A 15,451-nucleotide genomic window follows, 5' to 3' on the forward strand; every position below is an offset into this window, starting at 1 on the left:
CCGGGTGGCGCCGGCTCGTCAGGCGCGGGGCCGGTCGCGGTCCTTGGAGGGCTGCACCCGCTTCGGCTCGCCGGGCATCTTCGGGTATTCCGGCGGGTAGGGCATGTCGCCCTGACCGGCGGCGGCGTCCCGCTCGGCCCACTCCAGCAGCGGGGTGATGTCCCACGGGGCGTCGTCGATGCCGGCGTGCGGGTCGCCCCGCTCGGCGAACCGGGCCGGCACGCTGCCCAGGTGGAAGTCGTCCGGGTCGACCTCGGTCAGCTCGTCCCAGTCGACCGGGGTGGACACGGTGGCCCGCCCGTTGGCCCGCAGCGAGTACGCGCAGGCGATGGTGCGGTCGCGGGCCATCTGGTTGAAGTCCACGAAGACCCGGGTGCCCCGCTCCTCCTTCCACCAGGCGGTGGTGACCAGCTCGGGGCGCCGCCGTTCCAGCTCCCGGGCCAGCGCGATGGTGGCCCGGCGCACCTCGACGAAGGTCCAGCGCGGCTGGATGCGCAGGTAGACGTGCACGCCCCGGCCGCCGGAGGTCTTGGGCCAGCCGGCCACGCCCAGCTCGTCCAGGAGCCCGCGCAGCTCACCGGCGGCGGTGACCGCGTGGCTGAAGTCGGTGCCGGGCTGCGGGTCGAGGTCGATGCGCAGCTCGTCGGGGCGGTCGACGTCGGTGGCGCGCACCGGCCACGGGTGGAAGACCACCGTGCCCATCTGCGCGGCCCAGGCCACGTGCGCCAGGTCGGCGGGGCACAGCTCGGCGGCCTTCCGGCCGCTGGGGAAGCTGATCTCCGCGGTCGCCACCCACGGGGGCACGCCCCGGGCCGGCACCCGCTTCTGGAAGAACGCCTCCCCCTCGATGCCCTCGGGGAAGCGCTGCAGGGTGGTGGGCCGGTCGCGCAGGGCCCGCATGATCCCCTCGCCCACCGACAGGTAGTAGTGGAAGACGTCCGCCTTGGTGAAACCGCGCTGCGGGAAGATCACCCGGTCGGGGCTGCTCAGCCGGACGGTATGCCCGGCGACCTCGATCTCCTCGACTGCGGCCTTGCTGCCAGCCATTGGGCGACCCTATGCGATGCCACTGACGGCCGACGTACCGTTGACCGGTGAGTCTTTCCGACAATGAACTGCCCCGCACCGAGGACGAGTGGCGGGTCCGGCTGAGCCCGGAGGAGTTCCGGGTGCTCCGCGAGGCCGGCACCGAACGCCCCTGGACCGGCGAGTACGTCGACACCAAGACCCCCGGCGTCTACCACTGCCGGGCCTGCGGGCTCGAACTGTTCCGCAGCGAGGACAAGTTCGACTCGCACTGCGGGTGGCCGAGCTTCGACGACGCCATCCCGGGCGCGGTCAAGGAGATCCCCGACAACACGCTCGGGATGCGGCGGGTCGAGATCCGGTGCGCCCGCTGCGACAGCCACCTGGGGCACGTCTTCGAGGGCGAGGGTTTCACCCCGAAGGACACCCGGCACTGCGTGAACTCGATCTCGGTCCGGCTGGAGCCGCAGCAGGGCTGACGGCGCCCGGGGTTGACGGCGCGACGCCGCCGGCCGGTCAGAGGAGCAGGCGGCTGCCCTGCTCGTCGACCGCGTCGGCGGCCTCGTCGTCCAGCCAGACACCGCCGGTGGCGAGGTAGCGGAAGCGGTACTCCCCCGGGCCGAGCCGCACGGTCACCGTCCGGGTGCCGTCGCGGCGGGCCACCAGCTCGTGCCGGCCGGGCTGCCAGTCGTTGAAGCAGCCGACCACGCTGACGGTGCCGGGCGGGGTGTCCCGGGGCAGGCAGAAGGTGACCCGGGTCTGGTTGCCGAAGAGCCTGTTGCGCTTGATCAAGGGGTTCCTCCGAGGTTCGAGGCGGTCACCGGGTCTAACGCGCGACACGCCGGGGGCGACTCGCCGTCGAGCCGGATCAGGTTCGCCGGTTTCGGTTGCCGGGGTGTGTCCGCTGGTCGACCCTGGGATGACGGGTCCGTTTTCGGGGGGTTTCGTATGGCTACCTGTGAGGTCTGCGGCAACGACTACTGGATGGCGTTCGAGGTGCGCACGGTCAACGGGGCCACGCACATCTTCGACTCCTTCGAGTGCGCCATCCAGAAGATGGCGCCGATCTGCGAGCACTGCCAGACGAAGATCGTCGGGCACGGGGTCGAGGTCTCCGGCCGGTTCTTCTGCTGCGCCCACTGCGCCCGCGCGGTCGAGGGCTCCCAGGGCGCCGAGGTCCGCGACGCGGTCGGCGCCCGCCCCGCCTGAGGGTCCGGAGGGACGGGCCTACCATCGCGGGATGCCTGTCGAGTCCCACCGGGCCAGCTTCGCCGAGCTGGACGCGCGCACCTTCCACGACCTGCTCCGGCTGCGCATCGACGTGTTCGTCGTCGAGCAGTCCTGCCCGTACCCGGAGCTGGACGGCCGGGACGTCGAACCCGGCACCCGGCACCTCTGGCTGACCCGGGACGACGTGGTGCTGGCGTACCTGCGGATCCTGGCCGACCCGGACGGCACGGCGCGGATCGGCCGGGTCGTGGTGGCGCCGGCGGCCCGCGGCGCGGGCCTGGCCGGCGCGCTGATGAGGGAGGCCCTCGCGGTGGTGGGCGGCCGGCCGTGCGTGCTGGAGGCGCAGACCCACCTGGTCGGCTTCTACGCCGGCCACGGCTTCGCGGTCAGCGGCCCCGGCTACGTCGAGGACGGGATCCCGCACACCCCGATGCGGCGGGAGGGCCGCCCCGCCGCCTGAGCAGACATTGACGGATACCGCTTTCCTGTGGCAGCGTGCCAGGCGGAGCCGTCACACGAGCCGCGGGAGGGGGCAACTCCCGCACCGTCCGGGCGTCGTACACCGACATCCCCACCCCGGAGGCTCACATGTCCACTCCGCACCGCCGCCGCGCCCCGCTCGTGGCGGCGATCCTGAGCGTCTGCGCGGTCGTCGCGGCGCTGCTCACCACCGCGCTGTCCGGCCCGGCCTCGGCGCACGGGTCGGTGGTCGACCCAGCGTCGCGCAACTACGGCTGCTGGCAGCGCTGGGGCAGCGACTTCCAGAACCCCGCGATGGCCACCCAGGACCCGATGTGCTGGCAGGCCTGGCAGGCCGACCCGAACGCCATGTGGAACTGGAACGGCCTGTTCCGTGAGGGCGTCGCCGGCAACCACCAGGCGGCCATCCCGGACGGCCAGCTGTGCAGCGCCGGGCACACCGCCAGCGGGCGCTACAACGCCCTCGACGCGGTCGGCGCCTGGAAGACCTCGCCGGTGACCAGCAACTTCCGGATCAAGCTGTACGACCAGGCCAGCCACGGCGCCGACTACATCCGGGTGTACGTGTCCAAGCAGGGCTACAACGCGCTGACCACGCCCCTGCGGTGGAGCGACCTGGAGCTGGTCGGCCAGATCGGCAACACCCCGGCCAGCCAGTGGACGCCGGAGTCGCAGGGCGTGTCGATCCAGGTGCCGGCGAACGCGCCGGGCCGCACGGGCCGGCACGTCGTCTACACCATCTGGCAGGCCAGCCACCTGGACCAGTCGTACTACCTGTGCAGCGACGTGGACTTCGGCGGCGGCTCGACCACGCCGCCCACCACGCCGCCGCCGACCACCACGCCGCCGACCACGCCGCCGCCGACCACGCCGAACCCGGCCGGGGCGTGCACGGCGACGTACCGGATCACCGGACAGTGGGGCGGCGGCTTCCAGGCCGAGGTGCAGGTGACCAACGGCGGGTCACCGGTACGCGGCTGGTCGGTGAGCTGGAACTACGCCAACGGCCAGCAGGTCAGCTCGGCGTGGAACGCCACGGTGAGCACCAACGGAACGCTGGTCACCGCGCGCAACGTGGCCTACAACGGCACCCTGGCCGCGGGGGCGAGCACCACGTTCGGTTTCGTCGGCTCGTGGAGCGGGAGCAACCCGGCGCCCGGGATCCTCTCCTGCACGACGGTCGCCTGACCGCCGTCCGGCCGGGGCCGCGGATCGCGGCCCCGGCCGGCACGGGTCAGACCAGGCAGGTGACGAAGTCGGCGATCGAGCGGCGGCGGCCCGTGTAGAAGGGAACCTCCTCGCGCACGTGGCGCCGGGCGGTGGCAGCCCGCAGGTCCCGCATCAGGTCGACGATCCGGTGCAGCTCGTCGGCCTCGAAGGCGAGCATCCACTCGTAGTCGCCGAGGGCGAACGAGGCCACCGTGTTGGCCCGCACGTCCGGGTACCCGCGGGCCATCTTGCCGTGCTCGGCCAGCATCTCCCGCCGCTCGGCGTCGGGCAGCAGATACCACTCGTACGACCGGACGAACGGGTAGACGCAGAGGTAGGCGCGAGGCTCCTCGTTGGCCAGGAACGCCGGGATGTGGCTCTTGTTGAACTCGGCCGGCCGGTGCAGCGCCATCTGCGACCAGACCGGGGTCAGCGCCCGGCCCAGGGTGGTGCGCCGGAACCGCAGGTACGCGTCCTGGAGCGCGTCGCTGGAGGACGAGTGCCACCAGATCATCAGGTCCGCGTCGGCGCGCAGGCCGGCCACGTCGTACGTGCCGCGGATGGTGACGTCCTTGCCGGCCAGCTCCTCGAAGAGCGACTCGACCTCGGCGACGACGTTCTCGCGCAGCGACGGGAGGGGGCTGGTGGCCCGGTAGACGGACCACATGGTGTAGCGGATGGTCTCGTTGAGCTCCCGCAGCCGGGCCGCGTTGGTCTGCTCCGTCATGCTGCCGATCCTCCCAGTGCAGTGATGATCTCTTCGGCCGCCGTCTCGCCGGAGCGGACGCAGACCGGGATGCCGACGCCGTCGTAGCCGGCCCCGGCCAGGGCCAGCGTCGGGTGGGCGGCGCGCAGCGCCGTCCGGGCCGCCGCCACCCGGCCGAGGTGGCCGGGGGTGTACTGCGGCAGGGCCCCGCCCCACCGCTGCACGTGCCGGGCCACCGGGGCCGGCAGCGGCGTGCCGAGCACCTTCGACAGCTCCCGGTGCACGGTGGCGACCAGGTCGTCGTCGGTGAGCTGGAGCGAGGTCTCGTCGCCGTACCGGCCGACCGAGGCGCGGACCAGGGCGAGCCCGTCGGGCCGGCGCAGGTGACCCCACTTCGTGGTGAAGAACGTGGACGCCTTGATCAGCAGCCCCTCGGTGGCCGGCACCAGGAAGCCCGACAGCTCCGGCAGCTCCGGCTCGGGCAGGGCCATGGTGACCAGCGCGACGCTGGCGTAGTCCAGCCCGCCGACGGCCGTCGCGACCTCCGGGGCCGGGCCGGCGAGCAGCCGGGCGGCCGGGCGCGCCGGCACGGCGAGCAGCACGGCGTCGGCCTCGACGAACTCCGGCTCCCGGGTGGGGCCGACGGTGAGGCGCCAGCCGGTCGGGGTGGGGTGCAGCTCGCGGACGGCGGCGTCCCGGCGGATCGTCGCCCCGCTCTCCCGCGCCGCCGCCTCGACCAGCGTGCTCAGCCCGCCGGCCAGGGTGCCGAAGACCGGTGCGCCGGGGGCGCGGGGCGCGGCGGCCTGCGCGGCGCGGACCGCACCGACCAGGGTGTGCTGGACCCGGGCCGCCCGGGCCAGCGCCGGCATGGTGGTGACCAGCGACAGGTCGTCGGCCCGGCCCGCGTAGACGCCGCCGAGCATCGGGTCGACCAGCCGGTCCACCACCTCGTCGCCGAGCCGGTCACGGACCAGCGCGCCGACCGACACGTCGGCGTCCGGCGGGAGCAGCGGCGCGCCGCCGTCCCGGTCGGCCGCCGCGGCCGGCTGCGCCACCGCCGCCACCCGGTCCAGATCCCCGGGTACGCCCACCAGGGTGCCGCCGGGGACCGGGCGCAGCCCGCCGTCGACCACCAGGGCGGCCTGCCCGACGGTGGGGTGCACGATCGACCCGGCCAGGCCGAGCCGGCGGATCAGGGTCACCGCGGCCGACTCCCCGCCGGCCGGGTCGCGCATGAGGAACGACTCGGCGCCGAACTCGACCGGGCCGCCGGCCAGCTCACCGGTGCGCAGCTTGCCGCCGAGGCGGCCGGACTGCTCGTACACGGTGATCTCGGTGCCGGTGGGGGCGCGGTCGCGCAACCGGACGGCGGCGGCCAGCCCGGTGATCCCGCCACCGACGATCGCCACCCGCCACGGTCGCGCCATGGTCGTCCCTCCCTTACGCGGCCGGCCGCGCGGACAGCTCGTGCACCAGCGCGACCACCCGGGTCAACACCTCGGGGTCGGTCTCCGGCAGCACGCCGTGACCGAGGTTGAACACGTGACCGGGGGCGGCCCGCCCCTCGTCGAGGATCCGGCGCACCGCGGCCTCCACCACCGGCCAGGGGGCCAGCAGCACGGCCGGGTCGAGGTTGCCCTGCACGGCCTTGTCCGGGCCGATCCGGCGGGTCGCGACGTCCAGCGGCGTACGCCAGTCCACCCCGACCACGTCGGCGCCGGCCTCGCCCATCGCGTCGAGCAGTTCCGCGGTGCCCACCCCGAAGTGGATCCGGGGGACGCCGGCGCCGGCCAGGCCGGCGAGCACGTGGGCCGAGTGCGGCAGCACGTAGCGGCGGTAGTCCGCCTCCGAGAGCGCCCCGGCCCAGGAGTCGAAGAGCTGCACCGCGGAGACCCCGGCGTCGACCTGCACCTGCAGGAACGCCAGCGTCACCTCGGCGAGCCGCGCGCAGAGCGCGTGCCACAGCTCCGGGTCGCCGTACATGAGCGCCTTGGTCTTCGCGTGGGTGCGCGACGGGCCGCCCTCGACCAGGTAGCTGGCCAGGGTGAACGGCGCGCCCGCGAAGCCGATCAGCGGGGTGTCGCCCAGCTCGGCGACGAGCAGCCGCACGGCCTCGTCCACGTAGGACACGTCGTCCCGGCCGATCGGGTTGATCCGCTCGACGTCGGCGGCGGTGCGGACCGGCTCGGCCACCACCGGACCGGTGCCGGGCACGATGTCCAGGTCGATCCCGGCGGCGGCCACCGGCACCACGATGTCGCTGAACAGGATCGCCGCGTCGACCCCGTGCCGGCGGACCGGCTGGAGGGTGATCTCGGTGACCAGTTCGGGGCGGCGGCACGACTCCAGCATCGGCACGTTGGCCCGGATCTCGCGGTACTCCGGCAGCGACCGGCCGGCCTGGCGCATGAACCAGACCGGGGTGTGCGGGCCCGGCTCGCGCCGGCAGGCGCGGACGAAGGGCGAGTCGGCCGGCCCGCCGCGGCGGGGTTCTCCGTCTCGGGCGGCAGTGCCCGTGGTGTCGGTGGTCATCGCGGCAATCGTGCCACGCGCCCGGGCGACCCCCGCCGCCACCGTCACCTTTTGTGACCGGCCACCCTCCGGTGTCCGGCGCGGCCCCGGCGCCCATGATCGTGACCGTCCGCCCGGCGCGCCGTCACGCCTCGGGGCGGGCCGCGGCATAGGCTGCCGTCATGGCCCCCCCGATCGCGCCCCCGGAAACGTTCGCCCGCGCGGTCGCGGGGTTGCGATCGGTGACATGCCGCCCGGAGATCGTCCTGGAGGAGGTCGGCGCCCCGCAGCGCCTGGCCCCCTACGCGTTCGCGCTCTCCGCCGGGGTGCTCCGCGACGGCGACGAGGTCGCCACCGGCCGGCTCATCCTGCTGCACGACCCGGCCGGGCACGAGGCGTGGCAGGGCACCCTGCGGCTGGTCACCTACGTGACCGCGGAGCTGGAGGTCGACCTGGCCAGCGACCCGCTGCTGCCCGGGGTGGGCTGGACCTGGCTGACCGACGCGCTCGACGCCCAGGAGGCTCGCTACCGGGCCATCGGCGGCACGGTCACCCAGACGCTCTCCACCCGGTTCGGCGAACTGGCCGGGCCGCCCGCCGCGGGCGACATCGAGATCCGCGCCTCGTGGACGCCGCTCGGCCCCGACCTGGCCCCGCACCTGCTCGGCTGGTGCACGCTGCTGGCCTCGACGGCCGGCCTGCCCCCACCCGGCGTGACGGCGCTGCCGACCCGCCGCCCCGCCGGCGCCGCCTGACCCGTCCCGCACCGTCTCGTCGCACCGTCTCGTCGCGCCGCCACCGCGGCGGTCGTCGCCGGCCGACACGGCGGCGGGCCGCCCCGGGGTGTCCCGGAGCGGCCCGTTGCGGAGCCGGATCAGAGGTAGTTCTCGGCCTCGTCGCAAACCTTGTCGAGGCCCTTGTTGGCCGCGTCGAAGGCCGCCTTGTCGCCCCGGGACGCCGCCGCGATGGCCGTGGTCAGCTTGTCCAGGCAGCTCGCGATGACCTTCTTCTGCCGGGCCTGCTCGTCCCGGTCGTTCTTGGTGCCGGTCAGGTCCTGCTGGGTGTCGGCGAGCTTGTCGCGGACCGTCTGGAGGTCGCCCTTGAGCTTGTCGATCTCCTGCCGGTTCGCGGTGATCGTGCCGTCCCGCTGGCTGACCTGCTGCTCGGCCTTGTGCAGCTTGCCGTTGGTGGTCACGTAGAGGCCGGTCATCACGCCGCCCAGGACCAGCAGCAGCCCGGCGACGATGCCCAGGATGAGGGCGGCCCGCCCCTTGCCGCCGCCCGCCGCCAGCGCGCCGTGGGGCGGAACCGGGCCGGGCGGCGCCGACATCGGGTAGCCCGGCGGGGCCGACATCGGGTAGCCCGGCGCGGAGGCCGGCGGGACCGACGTGGGCGGGGCCGACATGGGCTGCGGGTAGCCGGGCACCGGGCCGGCGCCGGAGACCGGCGGGACGGAGGTCGGCGGGGCCGACATGGGCTGCGGGTAGCCGGGCGCGGAGCCCGGGGCGCCCGGCGGCGGGACCGGGGCGGCGCCCGGCGCGTACTGCCCGGGGACCGGCGCGGTGGGCTGGGGCAGGGTGGGGTCGGGCTGGGGCGCCCCGTACTGCGGGGGCTCGGGCTGGGCCGGCCCGTACTGCTGGGACGCGGGCTGGCCCCCGTACGGGCTGCCGTACACGGTGCCCCCCGGCGGCTGGGGCGGGTAGCCGCCCGCTCCGGTCGGTGGCTGGGACATGTCTGTTCCTCCAGGTTTGCTGGTCCCCCGCGGGGTGGCCCGTCAGGGCCGGGGTCTGCGGTCGGCGTGGCCGGGCCAACGCCTCGACGGTGCGAGCCGGGGTCAGGTCACCGGCGCGCGCCGGTCAGCAGAGCTTGAACCGGTCGCACGCGGTCTTGATCGGCACGGCCAGGCCGATGCCCTCGGCGTCCCGGGCCTTGGCCGTGGCGATCCCGACGACCTCCTTGGAGCCGTTGATCACCGGCCCGCCGGAGTTGCCGGGGTTGATCGGCGCGTCGAACTGGATCACCGGACCCGAGCCGCCCTCGTCCTTACGGAACGCGCTCACCACCCCGGTGGTGACGCTGTCCTGGAGGCCGAGCGGCGCGCCGACCACCACGATCTGCTGACCGGACTTGACCGGCGTACGCGCCGCGACCAGGCCGGTGAACTTCGCGGTGGTGCGCAGATGGGCGAGGTCCTTGTCCTTGTCGACCTCGACGATGGTCGCCTCGAACCGCTGGTCGGTGCGCTCCAGGAAGACCTTGCGCTCGCCGGCGGCGAAGACCGACTCCACCACGTGGAAGTTGGTGAGCAGTGTGGTGCCGCCGCCGGAGGGGGCCTTGCCGATGGCGAAGGCCGTGCCGGTGAACTGGCCGGCCCGGACCCGGAACACGCTGGGCAGCACCGCGCTCGCCACGGCCTCCGGGTTGAACGCGGCGCCGGCCTGCTTCTCCAGGACTCCCGCGCGCTCCTCCAGGCCGTCGAGCCGGCCGGCGTCCGCGCCCTGCGCCTCGGCCAGCCGCCGGTCGGTGGCGGCGAGCCGGTCGTCCAGCCGGTGGATCTGGTACGCCTGCACGCCCGCGACCAGGGCCAGGACCCCGGCCAGGACGAGCGCCACCACCGGCAGCCGACGCCCCCGCCCGGCCCGCTCGGGCTGACCGCCGGCCGGCTGCCCGGGGTAGGCCGGGGCGGAGGTGGGCTGGCCCGGGTAGGCAGGGCCGGACGTGGGCTGGCCCGGGTAGGCAGGGCCGGACGTGGGCTGGCCCGGGTAGGCGGGGCCGGAGGTCGGTGCCGGGTAGGCCGCGCCGGGGGTGGGCTGGGTCGGGTAGGTGGAGCCGGGCTGGCCCGGGCCCGCGGCCGGGGCGGCGAGGGTCGAGGCGGGCGGGGCCGCGTGGGCCTGGCCGGCGAACTGCCCGGGGGTGGTCGGCTGCCCCGGTGCGGTGCTCGGCTGTCCGGGTGTCCAGCTGCCCGGGGTGCGCGGAGCGGGCGCGGCCGGGCCGCCCCACTGGCCGCTGTTCGGCGTGCCCGGCCAGGTGTCCCGGGCAGCCGACGGGTCGGCGCTCGGCGCGCCGCCGGGTGCGGCGCCGGAGCCGGTGCCGGGTGCGGAGCCGTAGCCCGCGCCGGGTCCGGTCGGCGGGAAGCCGGCGGCGGGGGCGCCCGGGAGGTTCGGGGTCGGTGCGGCGGGGTAGCCGGCCGGCTGGCCGGGGACCGCGGCGTGGCCGGTCGGCGGGACGATGCGCGGCGGCAGGGGCCCCGGCCGGTCGGCCCCGGCCCGCGCCTGGTCGGCCGTCTCGTCGCCGCCCTGCCCCGGCACGCCGTCACCGGCCCCGTAAGAGCCCGTCATGATCGCCTTGTCCTCCCCCGTGACCGCCCCACCGACGCCGCCGACAGCCTTCGAGGCCGTCCGCGGCTCGATGGACCGTACCTGCGTGAACGGGGTTTGTCTTCCCCGATGTCCGACCCTGCCATCCCGGCGCAACCCGACCCTGTCACGCCATCTCCCGGACATCCGGCCGACACGCGCCCGACCGGCTGCGCACACCGGATCGCCCGGCGCACTAGGGTTGTCAGGTGACCGACGAACCACCCCTGCGCCGTCGGGCCGCCGAAAGCCGCACGGAAGAGGCCTCGCCGCATCCGTCGTCGGCCGCGCCGGAGCCGGCGGACGCGGGGACCGAACCCGCCGCCGGCGGCCCTGTCCCGCTGACCGCCCCGCGCGAGGGCACGCCCGCGCCGGTGGCCGCTCCGAGCGCGCTCGACGAGGTCGTGGCGCGTTTCTCGGCCGGCACCGGCCCGGTGGCCCTGGACGCCGAGCGCGCCTCGGGTTACCGCTACAGCCAGCGCGCCTACCTCGTGCAGCTGCGCCGGGCGGGCTCCGGCACGGCGCTGATCGACCCGCTGCCGCTGCCCGACCTGTCGGCTCTCGACGAGGCGATCGCCGAGGCCGAGTGGGTGCTGCACGCCGCCAGCCAGGATCTCGCCTGCCTCGCCGAGCTGGGGCTGCGCCCGCGCCGGCTGTTCGACACCGAGCTGGCCGCCCGGCTGGCCAGCTTCGAGCGGGTGGGCCTGGCCGCGCTGACCGAGCAGTTGCTCGGCTACAGCCTGGAGAAGCACCACTCGGCGGCGGACTGGTCGAGCCGGCCGCTGCCGGAGTCCTGGCTGACCTACGCGGCGCTGGACGTGGAGCTGCTGGTGGACCTGCGCGACGCCCTCGACGAGGAGCTGGACAAGCAGGGCAAGTCGGCGTGGGCGGCGGAGGAGTTCGCCGCGCTGGTGCGCAACGGCGCCCGCCCGCCCCGGGTGCGCGCCGAGCCGTGGCGCCGCACCTCGGGCATCCACCGGGTGCGCGGCGCGCGGGCGCAGGCCCGGGTCCGCTCGCTGTGGTACGCGCGGGACCAGATCGCCGCGCGGCGGGACGCCGCCCCGGGGCGGGTGCTGCCGGACTCGGCCATCGTGGCCGCCGCCGAGCTGGACCCGAAGGACGAGAAGACCCTGCTCACCCTTCCCGGTTTCGGTGGCCGTTCGGTGCGCCGGCTGGCGCGTACCTGGTTGGCGGCCCTGGACGAGGCGCGCGAACTGCCCGACGACGCGCTGCCGGTGACCCCGGTGGTGGAGGGGCCGCCCCCGCCGCACCGGTGGGCGGAGCGGGACCCGGTGGCCGCCGGCCGGCTGGCCCGCTGCCGCGAGGTGGTCGTCGGCACCGCCGCCGCCCACCACCTCCCCGCGGAAAACCTGATCGCCCCGGACTACATCCGTCGCCTGGCCTGGCAGCCCCCCGAGGAGATCACCGACGACACGGTCGCGGAGACCCTGCGCACCTTCGGCGCGAGAGAGTGGCAGCTGGGCCTCCTCCTGCCCGCCCTGACCCGGGCCCTCCACCTCCCCGCGTCCTGACCCCGCCTCCCGGTGTGGGGTTGGCCACACGGGGGGTGGTGTCGGCGTTGGTTACTGACGAGTAGCATCCGGGGAAACGCCAGTGCCGGCTAGGGAGGCTCTCAGTGCCCCGTGAAGTTCGTGATGTCGTCTTCGTCGACGGCGTCCGCACCCCGTTCGGCAAGGCGGGTGGCATGTACGCCAACACCCGCGCCGACGACCTGGTGATCCGCTGCATCCGCGAGCTGATGCGGCGCAACCCGCAGCTGCCGCCGGAGAAGGTGGAGGAGGTCGCCATCGCGGCCACCACCCAGATCGGCGACCAGGGCCTGACCATCGGCCGCACCGCCGCGCTGCTGGCCGGCCTGCCCAAGACGGTGCCCGGCTTCGCCATCGACCGCATGTGCGCCGGCGCGATGACCGCCGTCACCACGGTGGCCAGCGGCATCGCCATGGGCGCCTACGACGTCGCCATCGCCGGCGGCGTCGAGCACATGGGCCGCCACCCGATGGGCGAGGGCGTCGACCCCAACCCGCGGATCATCGCGGAGAAGCTGGTCGACCCGTCCGCGCTGGTCATGGGCGCGACCGCGGAGAACCTGCACGACCGGGTCCCGCACATCACCAAGGAGCGCACCGACGCGTTCGCGCTCGCCTCGCAGCAGAAGACCGCCAAGGCGTACGCCAACGGCAAGCTCCAGGGCGACCTGGTGCCGGTGGCGATCCGCGACCCGGAGGCCGGCTGGGGCCTGGCCACCACCGACGAGGCTCCCCGGGAGACCTCGCTGGAGAAGCTCGCCACCCTGAAGACCCCGTTCCGCCCGCACGGCAAGGTCACCGCGGGCAACGCGGCCGGCCTGAACGACGGCGCCACCGCGGCGCTTGTGGTCGCCGAGGAGACGGCCCGCGAGCTGGGCCTGCCGATCGGCATGCGGCTGGTGTCGTACGGCTTCGTGGGCGTCGAGCCCGAGGTGATGGGTGTCGGCCCGATCCCGTCGACCGAGAAGGCGCTGCGCATCGCGGGCCTGAGCATCGACGACATCGGCCTGTTCGAGCTGAACGAGGCGTTCGCCGTGCAGGTGCTGGCCTTCCTCGACCACTTCGGCATCGCCGACGACGACCCGCGGGTCAACCCGTGGGGCGGCGCGATCGCCATCGGTCACCCGCTCGCCTCCTCCGGCGTCCGGCTGATGACCCAGCTCGCCCGGCAGTTCGCCGAGCACCCCGAGGTCCGCTACGGCGTCACCGCCATGTGCATCGGCATCGGCATGGGCGGCACCGTGATCTGGGAGAACCCGCACTGGGAGGGTGGAGACAAGTGAGCGCGCTCGCCGCACCGAACGAGGTCGTCACCAGGGCGCTGCTGCGCCAGGTGAACGTACCGGGGCTGGACCGTCCCGTCGCCCTCATCACCCTGGACAATGGTTTCGACCACACCAAGCCGAACAGCTTCGGCCCGGGCGGCCTGACCAGCCTGGACGAGGCGATCACCGCCGCCCTGGCGGCGAACCCGGCGTTCGTCGCGGTCACCGGCAAGCCGTACATCTTCTGCGTGGGCGCGGACATCACCAGCCTCCCGCAGCTGGAGAACCGCGAGCAGGCGCTGGAGATCGGCCGGCTCGGCCACCGGGTCTTCGCCCGGCTCAAGGACAGCGAGGTCCCGACCTTCGCCTTCGTCAACGGCGCGGCGATGGGCGGCGGCCTGGAGCTGGCGCTGCACTGCCACTACCGGACCCTGTCGGCGGGCGCGGCGGCCCTGGCGCTGCCCGAGGTCTCGCTCGGCCTGGTCCCCGGCTGGGGCGGCACCCAGCTGCTGCCGAACCTCATCGGCATCCCGGCGGCGACCCAGGTGATCCTGCAGAACCCGCTCATGAAGAACAAGATGCTCAAGCCGAAGCAGGCGGCCGAGATGGGCATCGCGGACGTGCTGCTGGAGCCGGCCGACTTCCTGGAGCGGTCCCTGGAGTGGGCCGCCGGCGTCGTCAAGGGCGAGGTCACCGTGACCCGGCCCGAGGTCGACAAGGACATGTGGGCGGGCGTGCTCTACTTCGCCCGGCAGACCCTCGACCAGCGGCTGCACGGGGCGGTCCCGGCCGCGTACAAGGCGCTGGACCTGCTGGAGACCGCGAAGGACGCCGACTTCGCGACCGGCACCGCGGCCGAGGACGAGGCGCTGGCCGACCTGGTCTTCTCCGAGGAGCTGCGCAGCGGCCTGTACGCCTTCGACCTGGTGCAGCGGCGGGCCAAGCGGCCGGCCGGCGCGCCGGACAAGGGCCTGGCCCGCCCGGTCACCAAGGTGGGCATCGTGGGCGCCGGCCTGATGGCCAGCCAGCTCGCCCTGCTCTTCGCCCGCCGCCTCCAGGTGCCGGTCGTCATGACCGACCTGGACCAGTCCCGGGTGGACAAGGGCGTCGGCTACGTGCACACCCAGATCGAGAAGGCCGTCAGCAAGGGCCGGATGGACAAGGGCACCGCGGCCAAGCTGTACGGCCTGGTCAGCGGCTCGGTCGACAAGTCCGTCTTCGCCGACGCCGACTTCGTCATCGAGGCGGTCTTCGAGGACCTCGGTGTCAAGAAGCAGGTCTGGGCCGAGCTGGAGAAGATCGTCAAGCCGGAGGCGGTGCTCGCCACCAACACCAGCTCGCTGTCGATCACCGAGATGGCCGCCGACCTGGAGCACCCCGAGCGGGTGGTGGGCTTCCACTTCTTCAACCCGGTCGCCGTGCTGCCGCTGCTGGAGATCGTCCGCGGTGAGCGGACCGACGACGCCACCCTGGCGACCGCCTTCGCGGTCGGCAAGCAGCTCAGAAAGTCCAGCGTGCTGGTCAAGGACGCCCCGGCGTTCGTGGTCAACCGGCTGCTGACCCGCTTCCTCGGCACCGTCTTCGCCGCCGTCGACCAGGGCACCCCGCTGGACGTGGCGAACAGCGCGCTGGACCCGCTGGGCCTGCCGATGCGCCCGCTCGCCCTGCTCCAGCTGGTCGGCCCGGCCGTGGCGTACCACGTGGGCGGCACCCTGCACGCCGCCTTCCCGGAGCGGTTCGGCGTCAGCGAGAACCTCAAGCGGATCGCCGACTCGGGCCAGCCGATCGTGGTCGACGAACAGGTCAACGAGGACGTCGCCAAGCTGCTCGTGGTCGGCGACCAGCCGCTCACGGCCGAGCAGGTCCGGCAGAACGCGCTGGACGCGCTGGCCGAGGAGATCCGGCTGATGCTCGACGAGGGCGTCGTCGCCGAGGCGCAGGACATCGACCTGTGCATGATCCTCGGCGCCGGCTGGCCGTTCCACCTGGGCGGCGTCACGCCGTACCTGGACCGGACCGGCACCTCCGAGCGGGTCACCGGCAAGCGGTTCCTGCCCCGCGGGGTCGCCAGCCTGCGGTGACGCCTCCAGCTCGGCGCGTCTGACGCCGCGCCGCGAC

The 15,451-nt window shown here is 74.5% G+C and carries 15 protein-coding genes; 8 read left to right on the forward strand and 7 right to left on the reverse strand.

What is annotated here, in order from left to right:
- Positions 1-18: 18 nt before the first annotated feature.
- On the reverse strand, positions 19-1,047 hold the full coding sequence (gene ligD / locus NLX85_RS03260; protein ID WP_254331527.1) for a non-homologous end-joining DNA ligase: 1,029 nt from the start codon (positions 1,045-1,047) through the stop codon (positions 19-21).
- A gap of 47 nt (positions 1,048-1,094) precedes the next feature.
- On the opposite strand from ligD, the gene msrB reads away from it, so the two are divergent.
- On the forward strand, positions 1,095-1,505 hold the full coding sequence (msrB, locus tag NLX85_RS03265) for a peptide-methionine (R)-S-oxide reductase MsrB (protein WP_254331528.1): 411 nt from the start codon (positions 1,095-1,097) through the stop codon (positions 1,503-1,505).
- A gap of 37 nt (positions 1,506-1,542) precedes the next feature.
- On the opposite strand, the gene NLX85_RS03270 is transcribed toward msrB, so the two are convergent.
- Positions 1,543-1,818 carry an isoamylase early set domain-containing protein gene (locus NLX85_RS03270; protein ID WP_212837356.1) on the reverse strand — a complete coding sequence of 92 codons (276 nt, stop codon included), beginning with the start codon at positions 1,816-1,818 and terminating at the stop codon, positions 1,543-1,545.
- Positions 1,819-1,974: 156 nt separating this feature from the next.
- Here NLX85_RS03270 and NLX85_RS03275 point away from each other — a divergent pair, with 156 nt between their 5' ends.
- The 3 genes from NLX85_RS03275 to NLX85_RS03285 all read left to right on the forward strand — a co-directional run bounded on the left by NLX85_RS03275 (position 1,975) and on the right by NLX85_RS03285 (position 3,924).
- Positions 1,975-2,235, forward strand: coding sequence for a Prokaryotic metallothionein (locus NLX85_RS03275; protein WP_254331529.1), 261 nt, complete (start codon positions 1,975-1,977; stop codon positions 2,233-2,235).
- A gap of 31 nt (positions 2,236-2,266) precedes the next feature.
- Positions 2,267-2,716 (forward strand): GNAT family N-acetyltransferase, encoded by a 450-nt coding sequence (locus NLX85_RS03280; RefSeq protein ID WP_254331530.1) that lies wholly within the window; start codon positions 2,267-2,269, stop codon positions 2,714-2,716.
- Between the two features lie 128 nt (positions 2,717-2,844).
- The gene (locus NLX85_RS03285; protein ID WP_254331531.1) at positions 2,845-3,924 is read left to right on the forward strand and encodes a lytic polysaccharide monooxygenase; all 1,080 of its coding nucleotides are present in this window, start codon (positions 2,845-2,847) and stop codon (positions 3,922-3,924) included.
- Positions 3,925-3,970: 46 nt separating this feature from the next.
- Here the strand turns inward: NLX85_RS03285 and hemQ are convergent, their stop codons facing one another.
- The 3 genes from hemQ to hemE are packed head-to-tail and all read right to left on the reverse strand — an operon-like array spanning position 3,971 to position 7,183.
- Positions 3,971-4,672, reverse strand: a complete 702-nt coding sequence (gene hemQ, locus NLX85_RS03290) for a hydrogen peroxide-dependent heme synthase (RefSeq protein ID WP_254331532.1) — start codon at positions 4,670-4,672, stop codon at positions 3,971-3,973.
- On the reverse strand, positions 4,669-6,078 hold the full coding sequence (gene hemG / locus NLX85_RS03295) for a protoporphyrinogen oxidase (RefSeq protein WP_254331533.1): 1,410 nt from the start codon (positions 6,076-6,078) through the stop codon (positions 4,669-4,671). The genes hemQ and hemG overlap by 4 nt, the downstream gene beginning before the upstream one ends.
- A 13-nt stretch (positions 6,079-6,091) precedes the next feature.
- Positions 6,092-7,183, reverse strand: a complete 1,092-nt coding sequence (hemE, locus tag NLX85_RS03300) for a uroporphyrinogen decarboxylase (RefSeq protein ID WP_254331534.1) — start codon at positions 7,181-7,183, stop codon at positions 6,092-6,094.
- 161 nt (positions 7,184-7,344) lie between these two features.
- On the opposite strand from hemE, the gene NLX85_RS03305 reads away from it, so the two are divergent.
- Entirely contained in the window at positions 7,345-7,917 is a 573-nt protein-coding gene (locus tag NLX85_RS03305; protein ID WP_254331535.1) for a DUF3000 domain-containing protein, read from the forward strand.
- A gap of 119 nt (positions 7,918-8,036) precedes the next feature.
- Here the strand turns inward: NLX85_RS03305 and NLX85_RS03310 are convergent, their stop codons facing one another.
- Together NLX85_RS03310 and NLX85_RS03315 are read right to left on the reverse strand one after the other, a co-directional pair.
- Positions 8,037-8,894, reverse strand: a complete 858-nt coding sequence (locus NLX85_RS03310) for a hypothetical protein (protein ID WP_254331536.1) — start codon at positions 8,892-8,894, stop codon at positions 8,037-8,039.
- Between the two features lie 124 nt (positions 8,895-9,018).
- Entirely contained in the window at positions 9,019-10,500 is a 1,482-nt protein-coding gene (locus tag NLX85_RS03315) for a S1C family serine protease (protein WP_254331538.1), read from the reverse strand.
- Between the two features lie 227 nt (positions 10,501-10,727).
- Between NLX85_RS03315 and NLX85_RS03320 the strand changes: the two genes are divergently transcribed.
- The 3 genes from NLX85_RS03320 (at position 10,728) to NLX85_RS03330 (ending at position 15,414) form a co-directional block, all read left to right on the forward strand.
- Positions 10,728-12,050 (forward strand): ribonuclease D, encoded by a 1,323-nt coding sequence (locus tag NLX85_RS03320; protein WP_254331540.1) that lies wholly within the window; start codon positions 10,728-10,730, stop codon positions 12,048-12,050.
- A 104-nt stretch (positions 12,051-12,154) separates the two neighbouring features.
- Positions 12,155-13,351, forward strand: coding sequence for a thiolase family protein (locus tag NLX85_RS03325; RefSeq protein ID WP_254331542.1), 1,197 nt, complete (start codon positions 12,155-12,157; stop codon positions 13,349-13,351).
- Complete coding sequence (locus tag NLX85_RS03330; protein WP_254331544.1) at positions 13,348-15,414, forward strand: 3-hydroxyacyl-CoA dehydrogenase NAD-binding domain-containing protein; 2,067 nt, start codon at positions 13,348-13,350, stop codon at positions 15,412-15,414. The genes NLX85_RS03325 and NLX85_RS03330 overlap by 4 nt, the downstream gene beginning before the upstream one ends.
- Positions 15,415-15,451 lie beyond the last annotated feature (37 nt).

The organism is Micromonospora sp. A3M-1-15, assembly GCF_024213425.1.
Lineage (GTDB): Bacteria > Actinomycetota > Actinomycetes > Mycobacteriales > Micromonosporaceae > Micromonospora > Micromonospora chersina.